Source organism: Rothia sp. HMSC078H08 (genome assembly GCF_001808955.1).
Lineage (GTDB): Bacteria > Actinomycetota > Actinomycetes > Actinomycetales > Micrococcaceae > Rothia.
Window position 1 is genome coordinate 241,790 of record NZ_KV795254.1, and the last position, 22,346, is coordinate 264,135.

A 22,346-nucleotide genomic window follows, 5' to 3' on the forward strand; every position below is an offset into this window, starting at 1 on the left:
CTTTTTGTGAGCCTGTTCGTGCGTTATTTCCCGCGCCCATAACGCCTGCAGACTCTACCTGTTGACCCTCACCGTAGAATTGAGTTTATGGCTGGATTAATCCGCAAAGAAGACATTGACGAAGTCCGTGCCCGTACCGATATCCGCGAAATCATTGAAGGCTATGTGAGCCTCAAAAGCGCCGGTATAGGCACCTTCAAGGGGCTGTGCCCGTTCCACGACGAGCGCACGCCCTCCTTCAATGTGCGCCCGCAGGTCGGCTCGTACCACTGCTTTGGCTGCGGTGAATCCGGTGACGTGTACTCCTTCGTCATGGCGATGGAACACACCAGCTTCGTTGAGACGGTGGAGCGTCTAGCCGCCCGTATCGGCTACACCCTGCACTATGAGGGCGGTAAGCCCGGCGACCGCTATGAGGCGGGTATGCGCCGCCGCCTGCTCGACGCGCACAAGATTGCCGCCGAGTTCTTCGAACGCAACCTCTACAGCGCTGATGCTCAGAAGGCGCAGCGCTTCCTCGGCGCCCGCGGTTTTGACCCCGCCGCAACCCGCAAGTTCGGTGTCGGCTACGCCCCGCGTGGCTGGGATCACTTGCTCAAGCACCTTCGCTCCCAGGGCTTCACGGATGAGGAGCTGAAGGCGACCGGCATGTTCTCGGAGGGCAACCGAGGCCTGTACGACCGCTTCCGCGGCCGCATCATCTGGCCGATTCGCACCATCGCCGGTGAAACCATCGGCTTCGGTGCTCGCCGCCTCTTCGACGACGACCAGGGCCCCAAATACCTGAACACCCCCGAGACGCAGCTGTACAAGAAATCCCAGGTGCTCTACGGCATTGACCTGGCAAAACGCGATATGACCAAGACTAAGCAGGTCGTCATCGTGGAAGGCTACACGGACGTCATGGCGGCACACCTCGCCGGCATCACCACCGCCGTTGCCACCTGCGGCACCGCATTCGGTCCCGGCCACATCAAGATGGTGCGCCGCATGATTACCGACGACGGCTCCGGCGGCGAAATCATCTTCACCTTCGACGGCGACGCCGCAGGCCAGAAAGCCGCCATGGCCGCCTTCCAGGAGGACCAGCGCTTCGTCGCGCAGACCTTCGTGGCGGTTGCCGAGAACGGCATGGACCCCTGCGACCTGCGCCTACACAAGGGCGACGCCGCCGTGCGCTCGCTAATCGCTTCGCGCCGCCCGCTGTTCGAGTTTGCGATTGATTCGACCCTCGCCAAGTACGACCTGGCGACCCTGGAGGGCCGCGTGCTGGCGATGCGCGCTATCGCCCCGATTATCGCCGGTATTAAGGACCGCGACCTGCGCCCCGCCTACATGCGTAAGGTGTCCGGTCAGCTCGGCCTGGAGTTGGACGAGATTCAGCGCGCCGTGGCGTACGCGCAGAACCACCCGAAGCTTTCGCGCACCCAGCAGGCGGAGGCCGTCGCCGCGCCGCGTTACGAGCGTCTGAATGAGGGGCCGCAGGGAGTGTCGGGCACGCCGGGCTATGGGGGCGCTCAGGGTTACGTGGGCGCGCCGGGTTACGCGGGTGCTCAGGGCGCAGTTCATGCTGACGCGCCCTACGACCCCGCCTACGACGCACCGCCACCAGAAGACCACGCCGCACCCAGCGCCTACGCAGGGCAGAACGCTGCCGCGCACCCGCCGAGTAGCATTCAGCCCGCCGCACCCCAGCCGGAGGTGACCGCCCCCGCCGTCGAGGAATTCCTCACCCCCGACCCGCGCGACCCGGTTGCCCGCCTCGAAAAGGCGGCACTTGAGATTGCCCTGCAGCACCCCGAGCTCATCAGTGTGGAACAGTGGCGTAACCTCGCCACTGTGCAGTTCCGCTACCGCACCCACCGCGAGGTGGCCGCCGGCATTATTCACGCGGCAACCGTCATGGCGCCCACCCCCGGCATCGAATGGATTAACTGCGTGCGCTCCGGCGCTGTGGAGGGCGTACACCCCGCCATCGCAGAGCTCGCCGTCTCACCGCTACCGGTCAGTAGCGCTGAGCGTCTGCCCGGTTTTGTGACTGGTGCGCTCAACGCCCTATTCGAACAGCAAATCGCCCGCCAAAAATCCGACCTGATGATGCGCCTGGAACAGCTCAGCGCCAACCCCGACGACGAAGAGTTCGAAGCGGTACAGCGTCAGCTTCTCGAACTGGAAATGCGCCGCCGCCAGCTCACAGCCCAGCGCGGCTAAGTACGGTTCTTCCGCTACGCCCCGGCAACCTGCCGAATGTCCTGTGTTCTGCAGGTTGCCGGGGAATACCGCGGGTTCGCCGGAGCCTGCACCACCCAATCCAGCCACACAACCCAAAGAGTGATGCACTTCACGGCATTTCAAGTTGCGGAGCCCAAACAGCCCCGGTATAGTTATTACTCGTTGCAAGGGAAACCAGCAACGAAAACAAAATAATCCCCCGTAGCTCAATTGGCAGAGCATTCGACTGTTAATCGAAGGGTTACTGGTTCGAGTCCAGTCGGGGGAGCAAATATAGCAAGAACCCCCGAGGCGAAGCCTCGGGGGTTCTTGCTATATACGTTCCTCTGACTCGAACCAGTAACCCCTCGGGCTTGCGCCCTCGGCGAGGCAAAGATTTTTGTTTCCTCGCGCGCTCGGAAAATCTTCGCCTCGCTAGTTCGAGTCCAGTCGGAACGTTCTCCCCAAGTCGTGAACCAGCAACCCCTCGGGCTTACGCCCTCGGCGGGATAACGGTTTTTACTTCCTCGCGCGCTCGGAAAAACCGTCACCCCGCTGTATCGAGTCCAGTCGGAACGTTCTCTCCAAGTCGTGAATGAGTAACTCCTCGGGCTTACGCCCCCGGCGAGGCAAAGATACTTCACCCTGTAAAAATGTACCCTGCAAAAATGTGAAGTCTAACGCACAGGAAAGTTCCCCACCCACATCAACCACACGCCCACTCGGCGCGTAGCGGGGGAGCGGCGCATCGGCATCCTCTTACGCCTACTCCAGAGCAAATCCACAGGCGCAACCAAGCCCAGAATGCTACGCCCGCAGCTCAATACAAACCTCAGAAAGTCGAAAATACCTGAAGAGATAGCGCAAACCCCCGTTCAAACGGTCACGCAGGGGTACCATAAGGGGCTAAACTATAGGAGGTGGAGTGCGAAAAAGAAGCCTCCAAAAACACGTCACGGAGAGGTGGTCATGACCACTACTACTAATCCCAAGGCACCCAAGGGTTTCTTTGCTGGCATCAGCGGGATTAAGTCCGGCGTCGCGAACATCATCGACGCTGGCAAAACCTTCAAGACCCTCGGACCCAGCCAGGTCAAGGACGAAATCCAGATTGCAAAGCACGAACTGAAGGCCAAGGGCATCGCCGTTGGTAAGGGCGCAGCCTTCTTCGGCGTCGCAGCAGTCTTCGGTCTGTTCCTGATCATCGCGCTGGTCGCCGCAGCAATCCTCGGCCTCGGCACCGTCATGCCCTACTGGGCATCCGCGCTGGTCTTCGCCCTCATCTTCCTCATCGTCCTGGCAATCTGCGCCCTGGTCGGCCTGAAGAAGGTCAAGGCACAGCTGCCGTTCAAGCCCGAATCCGCAATCTTTGGTCTGCTCTTCGACCTCGGCGTACTCAAGGAAGGTACCGCTATGTCCGCTGAGCGCCTGAAGAAGGAACAGGCAGAGCGCGCTGAGCAGAAGGCTAAGGAAGCTGAAGAGGCAGCAGAACGCGCACGTCAGGAAGCTGAAGAGCGCAAGGCACGCGGTGAGGAAGAGCCCAAGCCGCCGACCTTCGAAGAGCTCAAGCAGCGCACCGCAGAGCGTCGCCAGCATCTGGCAGCCCTGCGCGACGACCTGCAGTCCTACACCGGCGACGTTCAGAACAACACCCAGCAGGCTCTGGACGCTCTCAAGGCAGTGCCCTCCGAGGTTGCCGCAGGTGCAGCAGCTACCGGCCGCGGCCTGGCAGAGAACGTGCGCAAGCCCGAGGTTCTGCAGGCACGCTGGAAGTCCTTCGCAGCACTGGGCGCATCCATTGCAACCGTCCTGCACTTCCTGAACCGCCTGGTACGCCGCTAAACCCGGTACACCATAAACCCAGTCGCCGCTAAAACCGGCACAGGTTTAACGTCGGCGTCTAAACGCCCCGATACTCGTATCGGGGCGTTTGTGCGTCTACGGGCAGGTTGCTGGCTTCTGTCTCAGCGTGAGGTTTAGAGGTAACTCCCAGCCAAAGCCGCCCGCCACAAATCGGAGAAGGACGCAGCTCACAGGTAGAATAGACAAGTGCTGTACGTACTGGACCCACCCGGTGCACGCGGCAGACAGAGGTAGAAGCGGCGCACCGTCGCACCCGAAACCCCAAAGTCACCGACACACTACACCCCGATGAGGAGCCCCGTCATGGAACAGGCAAAGACGATTCTGATTGGCGCAGAAACCTACCCGCCGGACATCAACGGTGCAGCACAATTCGGTCACCGCCTTGCCACCTCCATGCTCAAGCGAGGTCACTCCGTGCACGTGGTCGCCGCCAGCCCCATCCCCGGCCCCAGCTACCGCACCGAAGTAGAGAGTGGCATCGTGGAGCACCGCCTGCGCTCGCACCTGCCCCCGACCCACGAGACGAACCGCATCTGCGTGCCCTGGGAGATTTGGTCCGAGGTCGGCGCAATCCTTGACGAGGTCCGCCCGGATGTGGTGCACGTGCAGTGCCACTACATTATTGGCCGTGCCCTCATTTTCCAGGCGAAGCGCCGCGGTATCCGCGTCATCGCAACGAACCACTTCATGCCGGCGAACCTTGACCCGTTCCTGCCCTTCCCTTCTCCCGTGAAGCGCGTGATTGAGAAGGTCACCTGGAAGGATATGCGTTTCTGCTTCTCCAAGACTGCGGTCGTTACCACCCCCACCCAGATTGGTGCGGATGCGATGCGCGACCTGGGCCATTTTGACCGCCCCGTCATGCCGGTTTCTAACGGTATTGAGATCAGCGACTACGAGCTGGCTGAGGGCGCTGACGCCGGCAAGGTTCCCGGTGAGCTGCGTATTGCCTTCGTGGGTCGCCTTGCCGAAGAGAAGAACGTGGACGTGCTCATCGAGGCGCTCTCCCTGCTGCCCGATACCCTCGAGCACGTGGTGCTGGATATTGCCGGTGGTGGTGAGCTGCGTGAGGCTCTCGAGCAGAAGGCGCACGCTTGCGGCGTGTCCGACCGTGTGATTTTCCGTGGCTTCGTTCCGGATGAGCATCTGCCCGAGGTGTACCAGATGGCTGACGTGTTCTGCCAGCCCGGTACCGCAGAACTGCAGTCCCTGGTTTCCCTGGAGGCGATGAGCGCCTCCACCCCCGTGGTGCTTGCGAATGCGCTGGCTCTGCCGCACCTGGTGGAGGATGGCGTGAACGGCTACCTCTTCGAACCCAATAATGCTCAGGATTTGGCGAAGAAGCTGGAGGCAGTGCTCTCCCTGCCCGCCGCTGAGCGTGAGCAGATGGGTCGCGAATCCCGCCGCATCGTGGGCTTCCACAGTGCTGAGAACACCTGGCGTACCTTCGAGGAGCTGTACGTGAGCGACGCTCCGTACCAGCGTTACCTGGATTCGCGCCGCTAAGCTTCTCTAGGCCTCCGAGCGGTGAGTAGGAGAGAGCGTTTTTCGTTCTCAGTCGCCGTTCAGGTACTCTAGAGGATGGTGCTGGCGCCCATTGCGCGCCGTCACTGCACCGGATGGGGAGTTAGCTCAGCCGGTTAGAGCAGGGGACTCATAATCCCTTGGTCGCGGGTTCGAGCCCCGCACTCCCTACGGCCCCGCCCGTCGACTTCACCCACTTGTCGGCGGGCGGGGCTTTTTCGCGCCCTTTTTCGCGCTCTTTTGTCGTACTCTCAGGGGGCCTATTTTCGTGCATGGAATGCATCAACGGTGATGAAAATGAGTAAATGACGAACGAAGACGCATCATAGCGTTCAATACGGTAGGGTTGAAGAGTCTTGTCACGAAAGACAGTGCGATGCCGCCGGTAGATGCCGATTCAGCCGGTAGGTGTTGCTTCCACACATCATACGAGAGGATCTCAATGTCGGAGAACACTCCCAACAACCCGTCGCAGGGTGCAGCCGGAGGCTACGGCTACGATGCCGGCGCACACCCCGCGCAGGATGCTTCGCTTCCGGGTCAGGCTGCTCAGCCGGGTAATGCAGCTCAGGCTGCTCAGCCGAGCCAGCCTGTGCAGCCGAGCCAGCAGGGTAATGCTGCTCAGCCTGCCGCGCCGGTAGCACCTCAGCAACCCGTCCAGCCGCAGCAGGCGCCTCAGCCCACGCCGGTAAACGCTAATGCACAGCCGAATGCTGAGGCTCAGGCAGCCCCCGCACAGCCCGGTCAGCCTGCCGCCGCACCCCAGCCCGGTACTGCTCAGCCTGGGGCCGCGCAGCCCGGTCAGCCCGGCCAGGCAACCTATGCGCCGAGCGCACCGCATCCGGCGGTGAAGGCACTGGGCGCTACCTGGAACGCGTTCCTGGACGTTTTCTCCAGCAACCCGGCGACCGCGCACGCCCGCATCTCTGCCGCCGGTGCGTGGGGTTGGATTGTTCCCACGACTCTGCAGGCGCTGGTGGGTGCCTTCTTCTTCAGCCAGCTGATTATCCTGGCTGCCGTTATCGCGATGTCCATGGTGGGCTACATGTTCGGCGGTCGAGGCGGTGCCGCTTACGGTGGTGCCTACGCAGCACAGGCTGTACCGACCGGACGCATGATTCTGGCGTACGTGCTGATGGCTCTTGCAATCTTCGGTGTGCAGGTTCTGCGCGGTGTGCAGCTGCAGCTGACCGCGCGTATCGGTAAGGCGCCGACCTCCTTCACCGCGAGTATGCACGCCGTGTCGGTGTCTTCCCTGGCGCTGATTCCTTCGTTCCTGGTGCTGAACCTGCTCGTGTTCTTCCTGACCCTCACCCGTAGCGGTGACGGTGCGTTCTTCCTGACCATGCTCATAGTCCTGGTGCTTGCTTTCGCCGTGTTCTCGGGTGAGGCTCTCACCTATCTGGGTCTGAACCGTCTGGGCCGCTTCGCGAAGTCCCCGATTATCATGCACGCGGCGCTGAGCACCGCATGGGTTCTGGCGTCCATGGTCGTCTATTACGTGGCGATTCGCCTGATGGGAGCCTAGTATGCACGCGATGACTCACACCCCGAGCGCGCCGACTCGTCAGCGCTGGATGTTCCTGGCGGTTCTGTTGACCATTGCCGCCCTGGTTCTGAGCGCCTGCAGCGCAAAGATTGAGACTCAGCTGGGCCTTGAGAGCGCTGAGAAGGGTACCCGCACCATTCTGGTTTCCTTCAACATGAAGGATAACCAGGACAAGGTTAAGGGTGGAACCCAGGCGCTGGATGCGTCCGTACGTAAGCACCTGCCCGAGGGCCTGGAATACGAAGGTATTCAGTCTGAGGGTGACAAGGCTCGTGCGACTTTCAAGGTATCCTTCTCCTCCGTGGACGAGTACCACTCCAAGGTGACCTCTCTGCTGAAGGCTTCGGGCTCCGACATCAAGCCGCAGATTAGCATCGTCAACTCTGACCAGGGTCTGGTGCAGGGTATTCAGGTGAAGGAAAACTTCAGCTCGGGCGATCTGCTGGGCTGGCTTCCTGAAGCTCTGGTAGTGGACGGTGTTGTGTCTGCTTCCAATAAGAACAGCGTTCTCAGCAGCAGCGATGAAACCACTGTGAAGTTTGGCGAGAAGGAAGTGAAGAACTCCGGTGGTTCTAAGATTTCCGCAAAGGATGTTCAGGACCGCGGTTTCCGTAACGTCATTCTTGACGTAAAGGAGAAGGACGGCGGTTACTCCGTGATGGTTTCCTTCGTCGCGAAGGAAATCATGAACACCGAGACCGCTTCTGCGGTCGACGCCTACCTGAACCAGGTCAAGCCTGAGGGCTCCGAGCTGAAGAAGGGCCTGGAGTCCTCGCAGGCGAAGGCATACGCTCCTTCCGCATCGACCGCCAGTGCGAAGGAAGAAGTGGGTCGTACCCTGACCTTTAGCGCTTCTTCGATTGAGGACCTGGGCAGCGGTCTCAAGAAGCTGTTTGGCGCAAGCAGCACCGATTTCTCCGCCAGCCGTGAGGTAGTGGCGAAGGACAACAACTTTACCGTTCAGAAGAAGATTTCGGGTCTGCTGGACTGCTCCCTGCTGTGCTCCCCGAACGGTGATGGCCTGACCCTGACCATCGTGGACAGCAACGATAAGTCCTACATGGTTGACCCCGAGGGCCGCGCTAGCTCCTCCCGTTCGGGCGGTAGCAGTACTCTCATCGCGGTTGACCGTGTTTCTTCACGTCAGATTGAGATGAAGAGCATGAAGGTCGCTACCTCCCTGGGCCTGGATGGTTCCATGGAAGCGCGTTTCCTCTACGCATTCCCGACCGAGGATGTTGCAGGCGCTGAGCAGAAGCTCAAGGACGTTTTCGCAGGCGGCAGCAATGACGAGACCGAGGTCCGTCAGGACGGCGACTCCACCATCGTGAGCGTGAAGGTTCGCGGTAAGGACCAGAACGAGTTCAACCAGCGTCTGAACGAGTACCTGCCCGATTCGAAGGTAACCGTGACCCGCCCCGGCGGATACCACCCCTTCGGCTCCGACTACACGGTGACCCCTGAAATCAAGCTCTCTTCAAAGCTGGGTAACTACTACTCCGCTCCCTTCGAGTTCACCTTCAAGGCGCCGACCTTCTCCTCGCTGGACCAGCAGAAGGTAGATGCCGCGAACAGCCTCGCGAAGAACTCTCAGCACGTGCAGCTCACCGTGAACGGTGGCGAGCTGAGCGTCAAGACTGACCGTGGTGTCAGTAGCACCTCCGGTCTGACTGTTCCGGTGTCAGGTCTGAGCATGACTGACGTAATCGTGGACGCGGTTATTGTGGGTCTGCTACTGCTCATCCTGATTCTGCTCTTCCTGCTCCGCAAGAAGATTGCGGCGGCTCGTGCGAAGGGCCGTGAGCGTCGTGCCGCTTCGGCTGCTGCACTGGGTGCGGCGGCTGGTGTTGCGACCGGTTACGGTGCAACCCAGGCTGACGCACAGGGTGGTTACGCAGCTCAGAATGGTTACCCGGCACAGGGTGGTTACGCTGCTCAGCCCGGTTACCAGGCACAGGGCGGCTACCCGGCGCAGAACACCGCCTACGCTGCGGGTGACGATTCGCCGACTCAGGTATTCACCCCGCAGCACGGCCTGAACTACGGTGAGAATGAACCGACCAAGGCAATGCCTGCGTACGATGCGCAGGCCGCGCAGACCGCACAGCCTGCACAGCCGGTTCAGCCTACTCAGCCCGGTCAGCAGGTTCAGCCCGGTCAGACTGCTCAGCAGCCTGTACAGCCGAACCAATTCGGTGCTGATGACGGTGACGTCCTCCAGTAAGTAGCTGCCTCTAGCGCCTCGCTAGAGAACGCCCCTAGACTGGCTCCTGTGGCCCGTTGCCTCCTTTTGGGGAGGTGACGGGCCACAGCCGTACCCAATGACTGCCAGCGCGAGTACTCGCCACCTAATATCCACCCGGCACGGGTAGCAGAATGCTTGGTTCCTTCGAGCCCAGCAGGCTCATGGGGTTGATGTACTCGGCTTCCTTGCCGCTGCCGTCCCCGCGGGCGCCTCCCTGGCGTACGCCCCAGTACAGGCACGGAGTGGAGCACCGCCGGCAGGGGCGCTCGCTGTTGCCGCCTGCCGTGACTGCGACGGTGCCGATGACCTCACCGGCTGCAACGGTGGTGCCGGCCGGGAGCGTTTCATCCATGGGTTCGAAGGTGCTGCGCCGCCCATCCGGATGCGCAATGACCAACACTTTGCGGTTGACGACCGTGCCGCTGAAAACCACTTTTCCCGGTGCCGGTGCGTAGACGTGCCGGTCGTTCTCGGGTACGGCAAGGTCTACGCCGCGGTGCCCGGCGCTCCAGCGTTGGGCGGGCTTCTCAAAGGGGTGGATCACCCGCGGTCTGGATTCGGCGGTGGGGGAGCGGTAGCGTAGTCGGCTCGCGGTGAGCTCAACGGTGTGGGGAACGTGTGCGCTGCTGGGAGCTTGTGCACTTGAGATGGCACCGTCAGTAAACCCTGCCCCGCCTGTAAAACTGAGCCAGCCCGAATAACCCTGACTGCCCAAATAACCCTGACTGCCCGCGTAGCTCTGCCCACCCGTGTAGCCCTGCCCGCCCGCGCTCACAAGTGCACCCAGCAGGCAGCACGCCATCAGCATCGCGCGCCGTAGCGTTATCGCTAATGTCATCATGTTCTGCTTCATCTTCTGAGCACATCACGAATCGCCCCGCCCCGCAGCGCCTCACGAAAAATTGTGGATAACCCCGCTGTTTGCGCCTTAAAATCCTTTATCCACAGTGCCCCTGCACACACCCGCACCGCCCGCGCAGGTTTTAACCCCAACCCGGCGGATTAATCGCGGAATATACGGTACAATGTCGTATTGCAGTGTGCCTGCGCGGGTATTCTCCCTCTTCAAGGGATTCCGCACAGTACCACTGACGACGCGCGGCGTGAGCGGCATCCTCACATGGGGAGCCGATAAGGGACCTTCGGTCCACCCATACGGGGTGGTTAGGGCCTGAGCTGAACGGGTAACCGTGAACGCTAACCGCCGCCAGGAAAAACTGATAACTACTATGCGCGCGTTGGGCTAGCCCGAATGGGAGGTCCGCGCGGCACCACAAAGGAGACGACATGCCCGTCGTAACTATGCGTGAAATGCTGGACTCCGGCGTTCACTTCGGTCACCAGACCCGCCGTTGGAACCCCAAGATGAAGCGTTTCATCCTGACCGAGCGCAACGGCATCTACATCATCGACCTGCAGCAGTCCCTCGCCTTCATCGACAAGGCATACGAGGCTGTTAAGTCGACCGTCGCACACGGTGGCAACATCCTGTTCGTGGGTACCAAGAAGCAGGCTCAGGAAGTTATCGCTGAGCAGGCAACCCGCGTGAACATGCCCTACGTGAACCACCGCTGGCTCGGTGGTATGCTGACCAACTTCAGCACCATCTCCAAGAGCATCGAGCGCATGAAGGAACTCGAGCAGATTGACTTCGACGATGTAGCAGGTTCTCGCTACACCAAGAAGGAACTGCTCCTCATGCGTCGCGAGTTCGAGAAGCTCGAGAAGACCCTCGGCGGTATCCGTAACCTGTCCAAGGTTCCCTCCCTCCTGTGGGTTGTTGACACCAAGAAGGAGCACCTGGCAGTTAACGAGGCTCAGAAGCTGGGCATCCCCGTTGTTGCTATCCTCGACACCAACTGCGACCCCGACGAGGTTGCTTTCCCGATCCCCGGTAACGACGACGCTATCCGCTCCGTCAACCTGCTCACCCGCGTGATTGCTGACGCAGTGGCAGCCGGCCTGATCGAGCGCAACGCTAAGAAGAACGGCAAGGCTGAAGCAGCTGAGGAGCCCATGGCAGCTTGGGAGCGCGAGCTCCTGGAGCAGCACGAGGCTGCACAGGCTGAAGAGGCAGCTAAGTAAGCTTTCTTAGCCCACTAAGCTTTATGCTTTGTGGCCCCCCGCCCGCGGGGACCACGTTCGGACGGCGCCCGCCCTGACCTGGGCGCGGCGCCGTCCGCCATATGTACCACCGGGATGTCATCCCGATTTATTACAGCAACACAAGGAGTTCACAATGGCGAACTACACCGCAGCAGACATCAAGGCACTGCGCGAGAAGACCGGCGCAGGTATGCTCGACGTCAAGAAGGCTCTGGACGAGGCTAACGGCGACCAGCAGAAGGCTGCCGAGATCATCCGCGTTAAGGGTCTGAAGGGCATCACCAAGCGCGAGGGTCGCGCAACCGCTGAGGGCCTGGTGGCTGCACGCGTTGAGAACGGCGTTGGCTACATGATCGAGGTCAACTCCGAGACCGACTTCGTGGCAAAGTCCGACCCCTTCATCGCTTTCGGCCAGAACGTGCTCGAGGCTGCTATTGCTGCTGACGCTTCCACCCTGGAAGAGCTGCAGGCTGCATCCTACGAGGGCAAGACCGTTGAGGAGCTGACCACCGACGCTGGTGCACTGCTCGGCGAGAAGATCGTTGTCCGCCGCGTTGCACGCGTTGAGGGCGAGAACGTTGCAGTTTACCTGCACAAGACCTCCAAGGACCTGCCGGCACAGGTTGGCGTTCTGCTGGCTGTCTCCGGTGAGAACACCGACGAGATCGCACACGACGTTGCAGTGCACATTGCTGCAATGAGCCCCAAGTACCTGGATTCTGAGTCCATCCCCGCAGACCAGATCGAGACCGAGAAGCGCGTTGCTCGCGAGACCGCAATCGCTGAGGGCAAGCCCGAGAAGATTCTGGACAAGATTGTTGAGGGTCGCCTGAAGGGCTTCTTCAAGGAGAACACCCTGCTCGATCAGGACTTCGCGAAGGACTCCAAGAAGTCTGTCGCACAGGTTCTGTCCGAGGCTGGCGCAACCGCTACCGCATTCGCACGTTTCCGCGTGGGCGCATAAGGACTCGCTGCAGTTCTGCCCTCCCGTATTGCGGGTTCCCGGTAAGGGAAGTCGTATGAGGTTGGGATTATAGCCTGAAGCCGGGTAGTCACCACTGGTGGCTACCCGGCTTTGCTGTATCCTTGATAAGGACTAGGCGGCAGGAAGTCCGCCCCGATCACCTATAACAACCCCTAGGTAAGCCACTGGAGGAACCATGCCCGAAGCTATTTCGCACCCGATTCACCATGACGAGACCGGCCGTCGCCGCGTTTTGCTCAAGCTTTCCGGTGAGGTTTTTGGTGGCGGTGAAGTTGGTATTTCGACCGAGGTCGTGCGCAGCATCGCCAAGCAGATTGCCGCAACCGTCGGCCAGGTTGAAACCTCCATCGTGATTGGTGGCGGCAACTTCTTCCGCGGTGCTGAACTCTCTCAGGCGGGTATGGACCGCTCCCGTGCAGACTACATGGGTATGCTCGGCACCGTGATGAACTCCCTGGCTCTGCAGGACTTCCTGGAGCAGGAGGGTATTGACACCCGCGTTCAGTCCGCTATCACCATGCCGCAGGTTGCTGAGACTTACATTCCTCGCCGCGCAATCCGCCACATGCAGAAGGACCGTGTCGTGATCTTCGGTGCTGGTGCGGGTCTGCCCTACTTCTCCACTGACACTGTGGCTGCTCAGCGTGCCCTGGAAATCCACGCAGATGAGGTTCTGGTGGCTAAGAACGGCGTGGACGGCATCTACACTGCTGACCCGAACAAGGACCCCAACGCTGAGCGCCTGTACAACCTCACCTACGATGAGGCAATGCAGCGCAACATCCGCGTGCTGGATCAGACCGCGTTCTCCCTGTGCCGCGACAACAACGTGACCATGCGCGTGTTCGGCATGCAGGGTGAGGGTAACGTGACCCGCGCGATTCTGGGCGAGAAGATGGGTACCCTCGTTACTCGCTAACGCCTAAATTTTTAGGTTTGGGCGTACGGAACGCGCCCTCACACTGTGACCGTGCTCGATAGCGCGGACTTATTCTGGACGGTACCGCGCGGGTAAGCGCTAAAACTCGCTTATGCCCGCCGGTACCGTCTAGACTTATATCAAATACGACGTTCTGCCTCTTTCCCATCGACTTCGCATTATTCCTCAGCTTTTCGCCTCGGACGCGCCGCGAACCGGTAGGGAAATCATGAAGGCTGAACGCGCACCCACCGACAACTCTGGTACCCCAGAATACCGACAAAGGAGATCCTTTCGTGATCGAAGAAATCCTTGCCGAAGCCGGCGAGAAGATGGAAAAGACCATTGAAGCAACCAAGACTGAGTTCGCTAAGGTCCGCACCGGTCGTGTGAACCCCGCAATCTTCAGCGGCCTGACCGCCGAGTACTACGGCGCACCGACCCCGCTGCAGCAGCTGGTGTCCTTCAACGTTGAAGACGCACGCACCGTCAAGATCGTTCCCTTCGACGTGACCGCCCTGGCCGCCATCGAGAAGGCACTGCGCGACTCCGACCTGGGCGTTAACCCCAGCAACGACGGCGCCGCAATCCGCGTGGTCATGCCCGAAATGACCGCCGAGCGCCGCAAGGAGTACACCAAGCTCGTCAACCAGAAGGCTGAGGAGGCACGCATCTCGATCCGTAACGTGCGCCGCCACGCCAAGACCTCCATCGACAAGCTCGTCAAGGACAGCGAGATTGGCGAGGACGAGGGCGCACGCGCCGAGAAGGATCTGGACGCTCTGACCAAGAAGCACGTCGAGCAGATCGACGCTCTGTACAAGCACAAGGAAGCCGAGCTCCTCGAGGTCTAAATCCTCATCACGACACGCAACGAAGCGAAGGAAGGGACAGCAGCGCACGCCGCTCTGCCCCGCCAACCCGGGACAGAGAATGAACACTACGTCTGAGAACGCTAAGCCCGCCTCCAAGGCAGGTCGCAACCTACCCGCCGCCATTGGCGTGGGTGTGAGCTTCGGCCTCGTCCTGGTGCTGGGCCTTTTCATCCAGCCGGTCCTGGTGGCTTTTGCCGCCGTGGCCGTCGGGATAGGCGTCTGGGAAGTGGCTACGGTCTTCAACACCCGCCGCGGCTACGGCATCCCCGCCGTCCCGCTGGGGATCCTCTCAACGGTGTCGGTGGCCTGCGGTTACGCCGCGGGATTCGGCGGGCTGTGGCTTGCGGTGGGCGTGACCCTGCTGCTGCTTCTGCTGGCTTCGTATGCACCTCGGGCCGACCGCAGGGTGTCGCCGCTGAGGTCCTGGGCCGGCGGCCTGCTGGCCGTGCTGTGGATTCCCCTCATGCTGGGTACCGCGATGGTGTACTTCCGGAGCGAGCACGGCGTGCAGGGAATCCTCATGATCCTGCTCATGGCCATCAGCAACGACACCTTCGGCTACATCGCCGGCGTGAACTGGGGCAAGCACCCCATGGCGCCGCGAATTTCGCCGAAGAAAAGCTGGGAGGGCCTGACTGGTTCCTTCGTCGGCTCGGCCCTGGTCGCTTCCATCGCTTTTGCCGTGATGGGTTCGCCCTGGTTCTGGGGTATTCCCTTCGCCGCGGTGATGGTGATTGCCTCCACCGCCGGCGACCTGGTGGAATCCATCTTCAAGCGCCGCATGGGTGTGAAGGATATGTCGAATATCCTGCCCGGCCACGGCGGCATGATGGACCGCCTCGACTCGGTTCTGTTCGCGGCCGCCGCCGGCTGCCTCATCTTCGCCTTCGTGATGCCCCTCTAAGGGCGTGACGTTTAGCGGGGTGTTTCTCTCCCACAGCGGGGGAGGGGCACCCCGCTTTGCGTGCCGGAAGGCTCGTACCGGGTCCTGCGCATCCGGGCGGTCTGGGTAGGCGTTGGCGCGCGCGGCGGCGGATGCACGGTGTGCATCTGAGACATGGCCCGCAGGTTCTTGCACGATGCGGCCTCGACGTTGGTATTCTTAAAGCTCAATCGTTGAGAGGAGTCACCTTGGCCAGCACCACCCGCGGAGGCGGATTTGCCCGCGCCGGAGAAACCGAACCCGGCTACAAGCGCAGCGAAGTAGACCGCCTCTTCACCCGCCTCGCCGAGGACTACGAAAAGCTCAGCGGAGCAGCCGAGCTCCCCGAAGATCTCTACACCTCCCGACGGATTCGTCAGGTCATCTTCCGCGAGGAGCCCGGCGGCTACAAGCTCGACGTGGTTGATCGCGCCCTCGAAAAGATTGAGGAGCGCTTCGCCAAGCTCGAGCGCAGCCGCTACATCGAGGCGTACGGCCTGGACAACTGGGAACGCTCCCTCGTGGAGACCGGTGAGCTGCTCGCCGGCCGCCTGGAGCGTCCCGCCGGTGAGCGTTTCCGCCGCCCCAGCAAGCGCCGCTACATGGGCTACTTCGTTGGCGATGTGGACGCCGTCTGCGACCACGTCTACGCCCAGCTCAACAGCGAAGAGCCGCTCGACCCTTCGGTTGTGCGCCACGCGATGTTCCGCCCGGCATCGGGCACCGTCAGCTACGACGAGACGCAGGTGGACGCCTTCTTGGACCGCTGCATTGAGCTGCTGCAGGACCTGCTCTAAAACATGATGTGTAGAATCCCCCGCCCCGGACGACAGGGCGGGGGATTCTTCTATGCTGAGATCTCTTCTACGCGGAAGGGTCTATGCGGAGGCGAGCCAGCGTGCCGCAGTGAAGCCGCGAGCTCGTGAGACACTAGAACCATGAAGTTTGGATCCTCAGAACGCGTCGGCGGCAGCCGCGACCGCCTCACCGACGCCCTCACAGAACTCACCCGCACACCGCAGCGCGTCACCCTCCTCGGCTCGACCGGCTCCATCGGCACCCAAGCCATGGAGGTCATCGACCACCTCGCCGCGCTCAAGGGCACCAGCGCCTCCGCAGCCGACGCACCGCTGAAGGTCGTCGCCCTCTCGGCGGGTTCCCGCTCCCTCGAGCTGCTCGCCCGCCAGGCCGTGCACACTCGCGCCGAGCTGGTCGCCACCAGCGGCACCGCTGAAGACGCGCAGCGCCTGCGCGAACTCATCGAGGCGGCAGCCTCCGAAGCCGGCGTCACCGGCTACGCCCCGCAAATCGCCCACGGCGCCGAAGCATCCGTACAGGCCGCCGCGCACCCGGCAGACACCGTCCTGAACGGCATCACCGGCTCCATCGGCCTGGAGCCGACCCTCACCGCCCTCAACAGCGGCTACCGCGTGGCACTCGCCAACAAGGAATCCCTCATCGCAGGCGGCCCGCTCGTACGCGCCGCCGTGGACGCATCGGCCCTGGACACCCCCATGGTGCCCGTCGACTCGGAGCACTCCGCCATCGCGCAGGCGCTCGCCTCCGGAACCGACGCCGAAATCGACCGGCTGATCCTCACCGCCTCGGGCGGCCCGTTCCGCGGCTACAAGCGCGAGCAACTGCACGACGTGACCCCCGCGCAGGCGCTCGCACACCCCACCTGGGACATGGGCCTGGTCGTCACCACCAACTCGGCAACCATGGTCAACAAGGCGCTCGAGGTGCTTGAGGCACATCACCTGTTCGGCGTGGACCTGGACCGTATCGACGTGGCGGTTCACCCGCAGTCCATCGTGCACTCCATGGTGCAGTTCGTGGACGGCTCAACCATTGCGCAGGCATCCCCGCCGAGCATGGTTCTGCCCATCGCGCTGGGTCTGACCTGGCCGCACCGCGTCCCCGGTGCCGTGCCCGCATGCGACTGGTCGAAGGCCGCATCCTGGACCTTTGAGCCGCTGGACGAGGAAGCATTCCCCGCCGTGCGCATGATCAAGGAAGCCGGTAAGGTCGGCGGCACGCACCCTGCTGTGTTCAACGCCGCCAACGAGGAAGCCGTGGCAGCATTCCACGCGGGCGCGATTCGCTTTACCGACATTGTCGATTCGGTCGCACGCGTGCTGGAGGAGCACACCGGCAGCGCCGAGGCTGTTTCTGACGCTGATTTGACGCTGGAGGCTGTACTGAACGCGGAGCGTTGGGCTCGCGTTCGTGCGAATGAGCTGCTGGGTATGACCGGACGCTAAATCGCTTTTGAGGGCGGTACTTGCCCCCGGATTGGGACTTGGAGGGGTGGTGTTTGTTCTCGCTTCGCTAGTTGGGACGGCACGCCGCATGTTTCCTCCGCGCCTACGCAGGGGCACCCGTCACCCGGACGCTCCGCCCCTCCTCGCTCCGCATCGGAGAGCGTCCGGGTGACACCCTGAGGGCGCTTCCGGAAAACACGGCGCGCCACCTCGGGTAGCCTAGCGTGCGTGTGGAGGGGCGGTGTCGTCCGAACGTGACATCAGGGTGCCCGAAGCGGAGCGAGGGCGGGTGCCCCTGTAGGAACGAGGACGAACACCGTCCCCCCAACCGTATCCCGAAAGAAAAACACGCGGCGTGCCATCCCCACCCGCGGGGCGAGGATAAACACCGCCCCCCTTGCCTCCCCTCCCGGCGCATAGTAGGCTAGTGTTCAAAATATGTTCTCTCTAGGGCAAACAATGAAGAGCCCTCGAACGAGTGAACAAAGATGCAGCTATATTTCACGAGGAAGTGCCCCTATGCGTCGACCGAACACCCTACGAACCCTTGCCGGGGCTCTACTCCCGCTGACCTTGATGCTTAGCTCCTGTGCATCCGGGCAGCCCAGTGCCGACTCCTCGGCGTCCGCTAACGCTGAGAAGGCGTATAGCGCCTCCAAGAGTCCCGATAGCCAAGCTATCGAAAAAGTAGAGAACCTCGCCTCGCTTTCTGACAACGTTGTTCGTGCCTACCAGCGTTCCCTGAGCCAGTGCATGACTGAACGCGGATTCCCGAACTACAAGGTTCCTGCAGGAAAAACTGAAATCCCGTTGCTTCTGCATGCTGATCTTGAACCTCTCACCGTTGCGGACGCCCGCGCTCGCGGATACGAAGAGCGCTACTCTGCGGCTACTACAGCACTGGAAGAGCAGAGCCGTACTATGAGCGACGCTGAAATGCAGGCTCTTAACGGTACTGAAGGAAAGGGCGGTTGCCAACAAGAAGCCACCCGTGCAGTCTTTGGTTCAGAAGAATCCCGCGCGACCATACGAAGGGTCCACATTACCGCGGTTCACTACCTCAACAACGACGCAATCTTCAAAGACCTTGAGCCTGCCACCGAGAAGTGGGCACAGTGTATGAAGGAACGCTTTGGGGGAGACTACACCACTCCGGTTATGGCTCGCGAACAGTACCGCCAGAACAACCAAGACACCCACGAACTGGCGATTAACGATGCGACCTGCCGTGAAGCAACCGGGCTGGATGCCGAACAGCGAAAGATTGCTATCGCTTACCTGAGTTCCTTCCTCGAAAAGGAGCAGGGCCTCATCGAACAGGTGACCACCGCCAAGAAAACTGCTGAAGAGAACGCCCGAAAGATTCTGAGCTAATCCTGCGGACTAATCAGACCGGACTAACCAGAACAGGCGTACAGAGTAGCTGCAACGGCTACACCTCATCACAGCGTATTGTGCCCGGCACGTATCCCCGTGCCGGGCACGAGCTAACCCCACACGGCATCGCCGCCCCTAAGCCCAAACGGCACAGACAATAGCGTTCCCACACGCGCACCCAAAGAAGGGACACCATGAGCGCCACCCCCACCCGCCAGAAGAAAACCCTCTGGCTCTACGGCATTATCGCCCTGCTCCTCATCATCACCGTCGGCACGCTCATCAGCGCCCAAAACATCAAAACCACCGCCCAAAAAGACGCAGAAGCGGCACCCCCGGACCCCTCCACCATCACCGCCACGGTCACCCGCGAAAAACTGCGAACTACCGTGCCCCTGACCTGCACCGCGAACTACGCCACCTCAACCCCGCTACGCTACAGCGGCGAAGGGCAGTACACCGCAATCACCATCAAACACGGTGACACCGTCGGCAACGGAACCCTCATCGCAGAAGTCAACGGTGAACCTCTCATCACCCTCACCGGCGGCTTCGCGCTCTACCGCGACCTCAAACTCGACGATAGCGGCCCCGACGCTGCACTCCTCAACGAGGCACTGACTGCCATGGGACGTCAGGGCCCGCAGCCCGCACGCATCACCGAAGACACCTACGAGGCTCTCAACAACCTCCTCGACAGCCTCGGCTACGCGCACGTCAAGACTGACCAGCCTATTCCCGCCCGCTACTTCCTCATCATCAACCGTGCCGGAGTTGTCACCGGCAACCCCCGCGCAACCGGCGCTATCGCAGACGGTCCCGTAGCCACCATCGCAGAAGGTAGCAAGACCCTCAGCTGCACCGGAACCACCGGTAGGCTCACCCCCGAAGCCCGTAGCGGTCAGAAGGTAACCGTGCCCTCCCTCGGTGATACTGAGTACGTCGCAACCCTCGGATACAAGAACACCTCCGAAGCCGCCGGTGCCGCAGGCAACAGCCAGGCCGGTCGCCAGGCCAATGGCGCAGAAGGTGCGGCTGGCTCCAACCTCAACGGCGCAGCCGGTGCGGCAGGAAGCACCGAAGGGGAACGCATCCTCACCCTCGACGTAGGGGATAAGGCGGACAGCCTTCGAGGCGCCGTCAACGCGGAACTCACCCTCGAAGAAACCCCCGAAGCGCACCTGGTCGTGCCCTCATCGGCGCTCTACACCCGTGACGGACAGACCCGAGTCATCGTGCTCGGCCCCGAAAGCTCCAACGGGTCGAAGGCCCGCGAAGAACGCGAGGTAACCGTTACCGTCATCAGCAACGCCAACGGCAAGAACGCCGTCACCGGTGACCTGCACGAAGGCGACAGCGTCAAAATCATGCGCGAGAAAAAGTAGGGAGTAGCCATGACTGACTCCCGCGCCGCTCACGCGCACCCACCAGCCTATAGCGTCGATATTCAGGGAGTGTCCCAGCACTTTATGCAGGGTGACACTCGAATTGACGTGCTCAAAAATATTGACCTGAAAGTCCGCTACGGAGAAGTCGTCGCAATCCTGGGACCGTCCGGCAGCGGCAAATCAACCCTGCTGAACATCCTCGGTCTGCTCAGCACGCCCGCCTCCGGCAGCTACCTGCTGGACGGTACAGACACCGCAACCTTCAACGCGGCACAGCGAGCTGAAGCGCGCCTGGACAGCATCGGTTTCGTCTTCCAGGCGTTCCACCTCATCGAGCATAAGAACGTGTACCGCAACGTTGAGCTACCGCTCATCTACCGTGGCGTGCCCAAAGCGGAACGAGCACAACGGGTTGCGGACACTCTCGCCCTGCTGGGGTTGAGCCACCGAACGGATGCACCCATCACCACTCTCTCAGGCGGTGAAAAGCAGCGTGTAGCTATTGCTCGTGCGCTCATTGGGGAACCGGCGTTGCTGCTCTGCGATGAGCCGACCGGCTCGCTGGATGAAGAGCTCACCCGCGAAGTCATTGACCTGCTCCGCGAATGTACGGGTGACCAGCAAAGCACGATTGTGATTACTCACGACCCGCTTGTGGCGGAGCACTGCGACCGGGTGTTACGTATGCACGAGGGGCAGCTCATCGAGCAGGATGCACAGCGGCAGGAAGAAACGACCGCCCGCGCGTCTCTGAACCTGCCTAGCTCTGCTGAGGAACAAGTTTCTAAGCCGCAGAGCAGTGGTCGTGCACCTTGGGCGCTCGCCTCCCTCAAAGAAGCCTGGGACGCTACCGTGCACCGGGTGAGGCGCAATATCTTCACCATGCTTGGTGTGGTGCTGGGTATCGCTTCGCTCGTGCTGACCGTCGGTCTGACCGCCACTATTTCTGGGCAGTTGGCTGACAGCTTCGATATTTTTAGGGCTAAGCACCTGACGATTAGCTCTACCCGAACTGAACCCCTGAGCCGGGCTGAACTCTTGAGCCTTGCGGCAAGTGAGAACTACCGGCGTGTTAGCCAGCTGAACGGAGTGACCGGTACCGCGCTGGTGGATCAGCTCTATGAATCCGCGGATATTCAGCGCGGTCCAGACAACTTCGGTGAGCGCGGTGCTAACGTGACGGCTGCCGTCCGTGCGGCAACCCCCAGCATCTTTAGCGTGCAGGGTCATGAACTGGTGTGGGGTCGGACCTTCGACGAGGGGCATGTGGAGCGGAACGATAAGGTCGTGGTGCTCAGTGAAAGCGTGATGCGCCAGCTTGCGCTACCCTATAGCCCCGGAGTTACGGTCTATATTCGCGATGAGCCGTACACCGTTATCGGTGTGGTGCGGGAGAATCCCTCGCTGACTCTGTCGTACGGTTCGGTCTACCTGCCTCTGGGCGCGAAGCCTGGTGCCGATGTTGAAGAAGCACAGCCCGCTGCCGGTGGCGGTGCCGTTGCGGCGCAGACCGGTAAGCGTTCCACTCAGATTGTGGTGAGTACTGTTGCCGGTGCCGCAAACCAGATTGCGGAGGAAGCACCGTACGCGCTCTCGCCGGAACGTCCCGCCCTGTATAGCGTGAGTGTGCCGCCGGAGCCGAAGACCCTTCGTGAGGCTGTCGACCAGCAGCAACGCACCATGCTTCTTGCGATGAGCGTTATTACCCTCGTGATTGGTGCGATGGGCATTATGAATACGTTCTTGGTTGCGGTGATGGAGCGTCGCCGTGAGGTTGGTTTGCGTCTGGCTATTGGTATGCGCCCTTCGGGTATTCTGCTGCAGTTCTCGGCGGAGGCGTTGCTGACCGGCATCCTGGGCGCTGTGGCTGGTATTGTGCTGGCGGTTAACGGCATCTCGATTGTGTCTTTGATGAACCGTTGGACGCCGATTATTAGTGCCGACACTATTCTGCTGGGTCTGGGCGCTGGTGCGCTGGTTGGTGTGTTGGCTGGTCTGTACCCGGCGGCGAAGGCTTCGCGTATTGATCCGGCACAGACCCTGGCGGCCGGATAGTCTCGTTGAGTAGGGGCTGAGGGGCAGTGTTCGTCCTCGTTCCTACAGGGGCACCCGCCC

The 22,346-nt window shown here is 61.5% G+C and carries 16 protein-coding genes and 2 tRNA genes; 17 read left to right on the forward strand and 1 reads right to left on the reverse strand.

The window, feature by feature from the left end; all coding sequences use genetic code 11:
- The first annotated feature begins 87 nt into the window (after positions 1-87).
- The 7 genes from dnaG to HMPREF2528_RS04595 all read left to right on the forward strand — a co-directional run bounded on the left by dnaG (position 88) and on the right by HMPREF2528_RS04595 (position 9,374).
- Positions 88-2,211, forward strand: coding sequence for a DNA primase (gene dnaG, locus HMPREF2528_RS04565; RefSeq protein ID WP_070507760.1), 2,124 nt, complete (start codon positions 88-90; stop codon positions 2,209-2,211).
- A 216-nt stretch (positions 2,212-2,427) separates the two neighbouring features.
- A tRNA-Asn gene (locus HMPREF2528_RS04570) sits at positions 2,428-2,500 on the forward strand.
- A 680-nt stretch (positions 2,501-3,180) separates the two neighbouring features.
- On the forward strand, positions 3,181-4,053 hold the full coding sequence (locus HMPREF2528_RS04575; RefSeq protein ID WP_070507758.1) for a phage holin family protein: 873 nt from the start codon (positions 3,181-3,183) through the stop codon (positions 4,051-4,053).
- Between the two features lie 324 nt (positions 4,054-4,377).
- Complete coding sequence (locus tag HMPREF2528_RS04580; protein WP_070507755.1) at positions 4,378-5,583, forward strand: glycosyltransferase; 1,206 nt, start codon at positions 4,378-4,380, stop codon at positions 5,581-5,583.
- 115 nt (positions 5,584-5,698) lie between these two features.
- Positions 5,699-5,772 (forward strand) — tRNA-Ile (locus HMPREF2528_RS04585).
- 271 nt (positions 5,773-6,043) lie between these two features.
- The gene (locus tag HMPREF2528_RS04590) at positions 6,044-7,129 is read left to right on the forward strand and encodes a hypothetical protein (RefSeq protein WP_070542720.1); all 1,086 of its coding nucleotides are present in this window, start codon (positions 6,044-6,046) and stop codon (positions 7,127-7,129) included.
- Positions 7,130-7,139: 10 nt separating this feature from the next.
- Positions 7,140-9,374 carry a flagellar motor protein gene (locus tag HMPREF2528_RS04595; protein ID WP_246823877.1) on the forward strand — a complete coding sequence of 745 codons (2,235 nt, stop codon included), beginning with the start codon at positions 7,140-7,142 and terminating at the stop codon, positions 9,372-9,374.
- Between the two features lie 124 nt (positions 9,375-9,498).
- On the opposite strand, the gene HMPREF2528_RS04600 is transcribed toward HMPREF2528_RS04595, so the two are convergent.
- Positions 9,499-9,939, reverse strand: coding sequence for a M23 family metallopeptidase (locus HMPREF2528_RS04600; protein ID WP_070542822.1), 441 nt, complete (start codon positions 9,937-9,939; stop codon positions 9,499-9,501).
- Between the two features lie 743 nt (positions 9,940-10,682).
- On the opposite strand from HMPREF2528_RS04600, the gene rpsB reads away from it, so the two are divergent.
- The 10 genes from rpsB to HMPREF2528_RS04650 all read left to right on the forward strand — a co-directional run bounded on the left by rpsB (position 10,683) and on the right by HMPREF2528_RS04650 (position 22,286).
- Entirely contained in the window at positions 10,683-11,480 is a 798-nt protein-coding gene (rpsB, locus tag HMPREF2528_RS04605; RefSeq protein WP_005508818.1) for a 30S ribosomal protein S2, read from the forward strand.
- A 154-nt stretch (positions 11,481-11,634) separates the two neighbouring features.
- Positions 11,635-12,465 (forward strand): translation elongation factor Ts, encoded by an 831-nt coding sequence (tsf, locus tag HMPREF2528_RS04610; RefSeq protein ID WP_005507065.1) that lies wholly within the window; start codon positions 11,635-11,637, stop codon positions 12,463-12,465.
- Positions 12,466-12,661: 196 nt separating this feature from the next.
- A complete protein-coding gene (pyrH, locus tag HMPREF2528_RS04615) occupies positions 12,662-13,405 on the forward strand; it encodes a UMP kinase (protein ID WP_070542727.1) in 744 nt (247 codons plus the stop codon).
- Between the two features lie 296 nt (positions 13,406-13,701).
- The gene (frr, locus tag HMPREF2528_RS04620; RefSeq protein WP_049332817.1) at positions 13,702-14,259 is read left to right on the forward strand and encodes a ribosome recycling factor; all 558 of its coding nucleotides are present in this window, start codon (positions 13,702-13,704) and stop codon (positions 14,257-14,259) included.
- A gap of 79 nt (positions 14,260-14,338) precedes the next feature.
- Positions 14,339-15,184: a phosphatidate cytidylyltransferase gene (locus HMPREF2528_RS04625; protein WP_070542731.1), complete on the forward strand. Its 846-nt coding sequence runs from the start codon at positions 14,339-14,341 to the stop codon at positions 15,182-15,184.
- A gap of 227 nt (positions 15,185-15,411) precedes the next feature.
- The gene (locus tag HMPREF2528_RS04630; RefSeq protein ID WP_049332813.1) at positions 15,412-15,999 is read left to right on the forward strand and encodes a cell division protein DivIVA; all 588 of its coding nucleotides are present in this window, start codon (positions 15,412-15,414) and stop codon (positions 15,997-15,999) included.
- Positions 16,000-16,140: 141 nt separating this feature from the next.
- Positions 16,141-17,466 carry a 1-deoxy-D-xylulose-5-phosphate reductoisomerase gene (gene dxr, locus HMPREF2528_RS04635; RefSeq protein WP_070542735.1) on the forward strand — a complete coding sequence of 442 codons (1,326 nt, stop codon included), beginning with the start codon at positions 16,141-16,143 and terminating at the stop codon, positions 17,464-17,466.
- A 519-nt stretch (positions 17,467-17,985) separates the two neighbouring features.
- Positions 17,986-18,840, forward strand: coding sequence for a hypothetical protein (locus HMPREF2528_RS04640; protein ID WP_070507744.1), 855 nt, complete (start codon positions 17,986-17,988; stop codon positions 18,838-18,840).
- Between the two features lie 197 nt (positions 18,841-19,037).
- Positions 19,038-20,228, forward strand: a complete 1,191-nt coding sequence (locus tag HMPREF2528_RS04645) for an efflux RND transporter periplasmic adaptor subunit (RefSeq protein ID WP_070507742.1) — start codon at positions 19,038-19,040, stop codon at positions 20,226-20,228.
- A gap of 9 nt (positions 20,229-20,237) precedes the next feature.
- Entirely contained in the window at positions 20,238-22,286 is a 2,049-nt protein-coding gene (locus tag HMPREF2528_RS04650) for an ABC transporter ATP-binding protein/permease (protein ID WP_070507740.1), read from the forward strand.
- Positions 22,287-22,346 lie beyond the last annotated feature (60 nt).